Origin of the sequence: Parabacteroides acidifaciens (assembly GCF_003363715.1) — a bacterium.
Classification (GTDB): Bacteria; Bacteroidota; Bacteroidia; order Bacteroidales; family Tannerellaceae; genus Parabacteroides; species Parabacteroides acidifaciens.
In genome coordinates this window covers 40,033-46,247 of sequence record NZ_QREV01000041.1, presented here as the reverse complement: position 1 = coordinate 46,247, position 6,215 = coordinate 40,033, and the positions used below count along the sequence as shown (strand labels likewise).

Here is a 6,215-nt window from a genome sequence, read left to right as displayed (position 1 = left end):
GAGTTATTTGGGAAGGAAATCCCTTCGGTCAAGAAGTTTAACCTTAAATTGAGTACATTACCCGCCGAAAAGCATCCCTTCTATTACAAGGCGGCCTACGACGCCGCTTTTACGGAGTGGGACACGCTTGCAAAAAGTTACCGTACATTTCTCACAAACCTGTTGTTGCACGATAAGCAACATACAGTCGACTACCTGCGCCGGCACACAGTGTTCGGCTCGCTGGTCTACATCCTCCGCGAACCCGTCTTGCTTCGGCGCCTGCTCTCGCTATCGGAAGGAAAGGGCAACGGCGGCGTCCCGTCGTACAGGCATCTATCTTTCTGCCTGCTCCTTGCTTTCGACTTCCCCGAAACAGTAGATTACCTGAGCGACAAACTGCGCAAAGACTCCGCCACAACCGACGACCTCTGCGACTTGATGGACCTGGTCCGCTTGGATAATGAGCCGGGACGCTTGTAGCCACGCACTGAAAACAAAAGCGTTCTTTGAAAGATTGTGTTGGTGAAAAGGAAAGGAAAGCGTATCTTTGCATCGTAAACCAAAAGAAAGGAGGAGAGCTGTATGGCAAGACCTATTAAGGAAACCCCGATACTTTATGGGGAAGATGCCCGGAGATTTCTGGAACGGATGAAGAATCCGCCAAAGGAAACGAAGGAAGAACGTGAACGCCGTTTGGCGCATTATAGAGCAGTGATGAGTGTCTTTAAAGATTAGTGCACTATGATTTTGACGGAAGAGAGGTTTCTGGCAACGTATGAGGTACGACGCTTGAAGAAAAAAGAGACAGTAAAATCGTTCGATTGCGGTGACGCCGATTTGAACGATTTTATTTTGAACGAATCTCATCTTTACAGAAAAGTATTGTTAGCCGTGAGTTATGTGGCAGAAAACAAACTGGATAATTACAGTGTTTCTGCCTATTTTAGTTTGGCAAACGACAAAGTTTCCCTGAATGATTTCGGATGTAAGACGGATTTCAATCGTTTTCGCAAGCATCGTTTCGTTAATGAGAAGCGTCTGAAAAGTTATCCGGCTACTAAGATATGTCGTTTGGGGGTGGACACTTCTGCAAAAGGTTTGCACCTCGGTTCTTTTTTGTTGGATTTTATCAAGAGTTATTTTGTCATCAACAACAAGACCGGTTGTCGTTTCTTGACCGTAGATGCTTATGCTGAAGCCATTCCCTTTTATTTGAAGAACGGTTTCATCCCCCTGAATGACGAAGATGCTGATGCCGATACCCGTTTGTTGTATTTTGATTTAGCAACCATAGCCGACGATGAATTAGATGATTAAACTCTTGACAGATTGTTTTATGCGGAAAAGAAATTCCGAACTATTTTGTTATCGCGCTGTCTTTCTTTCTAAAAGGCTACAGCAGTGATAATATCTGTCCCTTTTTCCTGTCATTTTTTTTTTGATAGGAAAAGTTTGCGTAAGTTTGCGGTTTCAAAAGAATATAAGTAGTATGTTTAAGGATAAAACAATTGTATATACATCTGGAACATTCGACATGTTCCATTACAACCATCTCCGGATGATAAATTATGCCCGCAGTATTGCGGATATATTGATCGTAGGTGTAAGCACGGATGAATTAGTGTCTTCTTATAAAGCGAAACCGATTATCCCTTTTACCGAACGCCTGCAGATTATCGAAGCATTGAAAACTCCGGATATTGTGATTCCGCAACATACACTGGACCATTCTGAAATAGTGAAAAAGCTGAATATCGATGCTTTTGTCGTGGGAGATGACTGGTACGGTAAATACGACTATTTGAAAGACCTGGGTGTACAGGTGTTTTACTTCCCTTACGGCACAGGCGTTTCTTCTTCGAACCTGAAGAAAACGATTCACGATTCTTATGAAGCGAATTTGAAGTCTCAGCGTCAGTCCAAGCCTGAATCCGTCAAAGGTTTCGGTGAAAAAGAGTGAGGGTTGCAGATGGGACAGTTTATATTGATAACAGGGGGGACAAAAGGAATCGGTAAAGCGGTTGCCTCTTGCCTGGCAAAAGCCGGGCATAATCTGCTCCTTACCTATGCTTCGGATGAAGGCGAGGCTATCCGTGCCGTAAACGGATTGCAGCAGCAGTTCGGCGTGGAGGTCGATTCGCTTCAAGCTGATATTTCCGATAAAAATACGATTGACAAGATAGAACAATACCTGGATGACCGCGACATACGGTTGGAAGCGGTTGTTTTTAATGCCGGTCTGACTTGCCGGGATCCGTTTGAGGAGCTGGATATGGCAGAGTGGGAGCGGGTATTTTTTGCCAATGTGCATTTCCCGGTTTTCCTGTTGCAGCGGATTGTCCGTCGCATCGGCAAAGGGGGAAGCATTGTCTTCACCGGTTCGCTGATGGGGATTCAGCCCCATTCGGTTTCATTGGCCTATGGCGTGACGAAGAGCGCCGTGCATTCGCTGGTGAAAAATATGGTGAAATTCCTCGTGCCGTATGAACTGCGTGTGAACGCTGTGGCACCCGGTTTCGTCGATACCGAATGGCAGAAGACAAAGCCTGCCGAGATACGCCGTAATATCGAAAACAAGGTTTCGTTGGGGCGTTTCTGCGATCCGGAAGAGTTGGCGGAGGTATATAAGATGTTAATAGAAAATAGTTATTTTAATGGCGAAGTGGTCGTTGTAGACGGCGGTTATTCGTATAAATAAAAGATAAATGAGCGATTTGGATAAGGAATACGAGGCTTCGTTGAAGTCGATAGAAACAGAAAATAAGATTGACCGGATTTTTTATCGTCCTATCGGTTTCCGCATTGCCCGTATGCTGAAAGGTACAGGTATTACTCCTAATATGGTGACTGTGGTGTCCATCTTTGTGGGGGCGGCAGTCGGTTTCTTTTTCTATCATGACGATTTGATTTATAACATATGCGGCATCCTGTTGCTGGTGCTTGCGAATATCCTGGATTGCGTGGATGGGCAGTTGGCCCGGTTGACCGGCATCAAATCGGCTATTGGCCGTATCCTGGATGGCTTTGCCGGAGATATCTGGTTCGCTTGTATATACGTAGCTTTTGCGCTCCGCCTGTCTCACGATTACGGGACGGACTGGTTCTTTGCCTTAGCGGTCCTTTCAGGTCTGTCGCATCTGGTGCAGGCTAATATCACGGACTATTACAAGACACTTCATTTGTATTTCATCAGTAAGGATAAAGGTGCTGAGTTCCAGACATTGGAACAGGTACGTGCCCGCCATAAGGAGATGAAATACGGTATAAACAAATTCTTTTATTTCCTGTATCGTGGCTATACGCTTTTACAGGTGAAGGCTACCCCTTCTTTGCAAGGAATGCTCCGCAGCCTGCATGCCCGTTATGGGGATAATATACCGGAGGATATCCGCGTCAGGTTTCGCAAGCAGAGCAAGGAACTGATGCGTATGATCGACCTGCTGACCTTCAACGGACGTACGATCGTAATGTTTATCGTCGTGCTGGTCGGGGAGGTCTGGTTTTATTTCCTCTATGAGATAATCGTGTTGAACATCGTTTTGCTGCTTGCCATGCGGAAGCACGAAAAGATGTGTGCAACATTCTATAAACAATAACTTATGAAAGAGAGCGTAGTAGACATCCATGATTTACAGCAGGTCGCCCCGTTCTTTAAAAGTCGTTTCGGTGCATTTCTCGGAAATGCGCTGATCAAATGGTTTAACATCGAAAAGGTAAACCGGGTACATGCTAACAACTGCCACCTGCGGGGGGCTGCTTTTACAACGGCTTTGCTGAATGATCCGTTGATTGATATTCAATACAGGTTGCACAATGCCGAAGTGTTGGACCACTTGCCGGAAGGTGCGTTTGCAACTGTCTCCAACCATCCGATCGGGTCGATAGACGGCATTATGCTGATCGATATATTTGCTTCGCGGCGTCCGGATTTTAAAGTGATGGTCAACGGAGTGTTGACAAAGATCGGCGCGATGGAAGACAATTTCGTCTCTGTCACTCCCGATTCCAACAAGCAAGGGGCCAATCCCAAAAATATAAACGGAGTCCGCCTCTCCCTGCAACAACTGAAAGAGGGCCATCCGATGGGCTTTTTCCCGGCGGGCGGTATCTCGATGTATAATAAGAAAACAAAGAGGATACAGGATTTGCCCTGGACGCACAGTGTGATCCGCCTGATCCGGAAATCCAAAGTGCCTGTCTATCCTGTCTATTTCGATTTTCTGAATTCCCGCTTTTTCTATTGGCTGGGGCGTATCGACTGGCGTATCCGTACGTTGCGGATACCGACCGAAGCGTTTAACAAACGCGGACGTACGGTCGACGTCTATATCGGCGAGCCTGTCACTCCGGAAGAAATCGGGGCGATCGCCGATGATAAAGACCTGGCCGAATTCCTGTATCAGCGGACATACGGTGCTAAAAAATAACAAAGCGGCACAGAAACCACCTGCAGATTCGGTAAATTGGATTAAGATTTGTAATTTTGGCAGGTTAAACTGAAATAATTACAGATAGAAGATATGATTAAGGTTGACGTGCAACAGATAAAGCAGCGTTTTGGGATTATCGGCAATAATGCCGCGTTGAACCGTGCTATCGATGTTGCCTTACAAGTCGCTCCGACGGATTTGTCTGTGCTGATTACCGGAGAGAGCGGTGTCGGTAAAGAAACTTTTCCTCAGATAATACATCAGAACAGCCCGCGTAAGCATGGGCAATATATAGCCGTGAACTGTGGCGCCATCCCTGAAGGAACGATCGATTCCGAATTGTTCGGGCATGAAAAGGGTTCTTTTACAGGGGCTTTGTCCGACCGTAAAGGCTATTTCGAGGTGGCGGACGGCGGAACTATTTTCCTGGATGAGGTAGGGGAGTTGCCGACTCCGACGCAGGCACGACTGCTGCGTGTGTTGGAAACGGGCGAGTTCATTCGTGTCGGTTCTTCCAAAGTACAGAAAACAAATGTCCGTATCGTAGCGGCTACCAATGTGAACCTGACGCAGGCCGTTGCGGAAGGCAAGTTCCGCGAGGACTTGTTCTATCGTTTGAGTACGGTACCTATCCAGGTTCCTCCTTTGCGCGAGCGGGGGGAAGATATAATCTTGCTGTTCCGTAAGTTTGCCGGTGATTGTGCGGAGAAATACCGCATGCCGCCGATCCGCCTGGATGAGGAAGCGCGCCAGTTGATGCTGTCGTACCGCTGGCCGGGCAACGTCAGGGAATTGAAGAATATCACCGAACGTATTTCCGTGATCGAGGAGAACCGGGATATCACAGCTCCCACGCTCCGCCTATATCTGCCGGATCTGAATATGGAGAAATATCCGGTCCTGGTCAAGCAAGATCCGGATCAGAAGATATTTAACAGTGAACGGGAAATCCTGTATCAGGTATTGTTCGATATGAAGAAAGATGTCAACGACCTGAAAAAGTTAGTGCACGATATTATGGGAGGCAAGATGCCGATCGATGTTCCCGAAGAACCGGTGACGTATCCGCATCCGATTCATTCCGCACATCCGGTTCATCCCGTTCCCACCATCCAGGAAGCCGAAGCGGTGGAAGAGGAAGAGACGTTGTCGTTGGAAGAGGTCGAGAGAGAGATGATCCGCAAAGCGCTCGAGAAACATAACGGGCGCCGTAAGAATGCCGCTGCGGACCTGAAGATATCGGAGCGTACCCTGTACAGAAAAATTAAAGAATATAATCTGGAATAAAAGATGTTGAAGAATAATAAGATATGGCTTTTCTGCCTGATCGGGCTGATTGTGACGGCTTGTTCGATCTCCTATAAGTTTAATGGTGCCTCTATCGACTATACGAAGGTCAAGACGATCACCATCAAGGATTTCCCCAACCAGGCCCCGCTGGTCTATCCGCCCCTTTCGCAGAAGTTCACGGAAGCCCTGAAGGATATTTATATCCGCCAGACCCGCCTGCAACTGGTCAACAGCAATGGCGACCTCGATCTGGAAGGTGAGATCACCGGCTACGACCTGACTCCTATGGCAGTCAAGGAAGATGCCTATGCGTCACAGACCAAGTTGACGATTACGGTGCGTGTTCGCTATTCCAACCGGGTGAACCCGGAAGAAGATTTCGAGCAGAGTTTCTCGGCTTATCGTGAGTTCGATGCGACTCAGATGTTACAGCAGGTACAGGACCAGCTGTCGGAAGAGATTACGGATGAGTTGGTCGACCAGATTTATAATGCAACCGTTGCTAACTGGTAA

At 47.2% G+C, this 6,215-nt stretch carries 9 protein-coding genes; all 9 read left to right on the top strand.

Annotated elements, in window-relative coordinates; all coding sequences use genetic code 11:
* Positions 1–462 (top strand): hypothetical protein (locus DWU89_RS20655; protein WP_115500449.1); only part of this gene is annotated, 462 nt, incomplete at its 5' end.
* Between the two features lie 102 nt (positions 463–564).
* Positions 565–717 (top strand): hypothetical protein, encoded by a 153-nt coding sequence (locus DWU89_RS20810; RefSeq protein WP_167451698.1) that lies wholly within the window; start codon positions 565–567, stop codon positions 715–717.
* Positions 718–723: 6 nt separating this feature from the next.
* Complete coding sequence (locus DWU89_RS15020; protein WP_115500448.1) at positions 724–1,299, top strand: GNAT family N-acetyltransferase; 576 nt, start codon at positions 724–726, stop codon at positions 1,297–1,299.
* Between the two features lie 172 nt (positions 1,300–1,471).
* The gene (locus DWU89_RS15015) at positions 1,472–1,942 is read left to right on the top strand and encodes an adenylyltransferase/cytidyltransferase family protein (protein ID WP_115500447.1); all 471 of its coding nucleotides are present in this window, start codon (positions 1,472–1,474) and stop codon (positions 1,940–1,942) included.
* A 9-nt stretch (positions 1,943–1,951) separates the two neighbouring features.
* Positions 1,952–2,680, top strand: a complete 729-nt coding sequence (locus DWU89_RS15010) for an SDR family NAD(P)-dependent oxidoreductase (protein WP_115500446.1) — start codon at positions 1,952–1,954, stop codon at positions 2,678–2,680.
* 7 nt (positions 2,681–2,687) lie between these two features.
* Positions 2,688–3,578 (top strand): CDP-alcohol phosphatidyltransferase family protein, encoded by an 891-nt coding sequence (locus tag DWU89_RS15005; protein ID WP_115500445.1) that lies wholly within the window; start codon positions 2,688–2,690, stop codon positions 3,576–3,578.
* A 3-nt stretch (positions 3,579–3,581) separates the two neighbouring features.
* Entirely contained in the window at positions 3,582–4,409 is an 828-nt protein-coding gene (locus DWU89_RS15000) for a lysophospholipid acyltransferase family protein (protein WP_115500444.1), read from the top strand.
* 93 nt (positions 4,410–4,502) lie between these two features.
* The gene (locus DWU89_RS14995) at positions 4,503–5,699 is read left to right on the top strand and encodes a sigma-54 interaction domain-containing protein (RefSeq protein ID WP_115500443.1); all 1,197 of its coding nucleotides are present in this window, start codon (positions 4,503–4,505) and stop codon (positions 5,697–5,699) included.
* A 3-nt stretch (positions 5,700–5,702) separates the two neighbouring features.
* The gene (gene lptE, locus DWU89_RS14990) at positions 5,703–6,215 is read left to right on the top strand and encodes an LptE family protein (protein ID WP_115500442.1); all 513 of its coding nucleotides are present in this window, start codon (positions 5,703–5,705) and stop codon (positions 6,213–6,215) included.

Coding starts and splice junctions, on each gene's coding strand:
- DWU89_RS20810 (WP_167451698.1), top strand. CDS start 565: ATGGCAAGACCTATTAAGGAAACCCCGATACTTTATGGGGAAGATGCC.
- DWU89_RS15020 (WP_115500448.1), top strand. CDS start 724: ATGATTTTGACGGAAGAGAGGTTTCTGGCAACGTATGAGGTACGACGC.
- DWU89_RS15015 (WP_115500447.1), top strand. CDS start 1,472: ATGTTTAAGGATAAAACAATTGTATATACATCTGGAACATTCGACATG.
- DWU89_RS15010 (WP_115500446.1), top strand. CDS start 1,952: ATGGGACAGTTTATATTGATAACAGGGGGGACAAAAGGAATCGGTAAA.
- DWU89_RS15005 (WP_115500445.1), top strand. CDS start 2,688: ATGAGCGATTTGGATAAGGAATACGAGGCTTCGTTGAAGTCGATAGAA.
- DWU89_RS15000 (WP_115500444.1), top strand. CDS start 3,582: ATGAAAGAGAGCGTAGTAGACATCCATGATTTACAGCAGGTCGCCCCG.
- DWU89_RS14995 (WP_115500443.1), top strand. CDS start 4,503: ATGATTAAGGTTGACGTGCAACAGATAAAGCAGCGTTTTGGGATTATC.
- lptE (WP_115500442.1), top strand. CDS start 5,703: ATGTTGAAGAATAATAAGATATGGCTTTTCTGCCTGATCGGGCTGATT.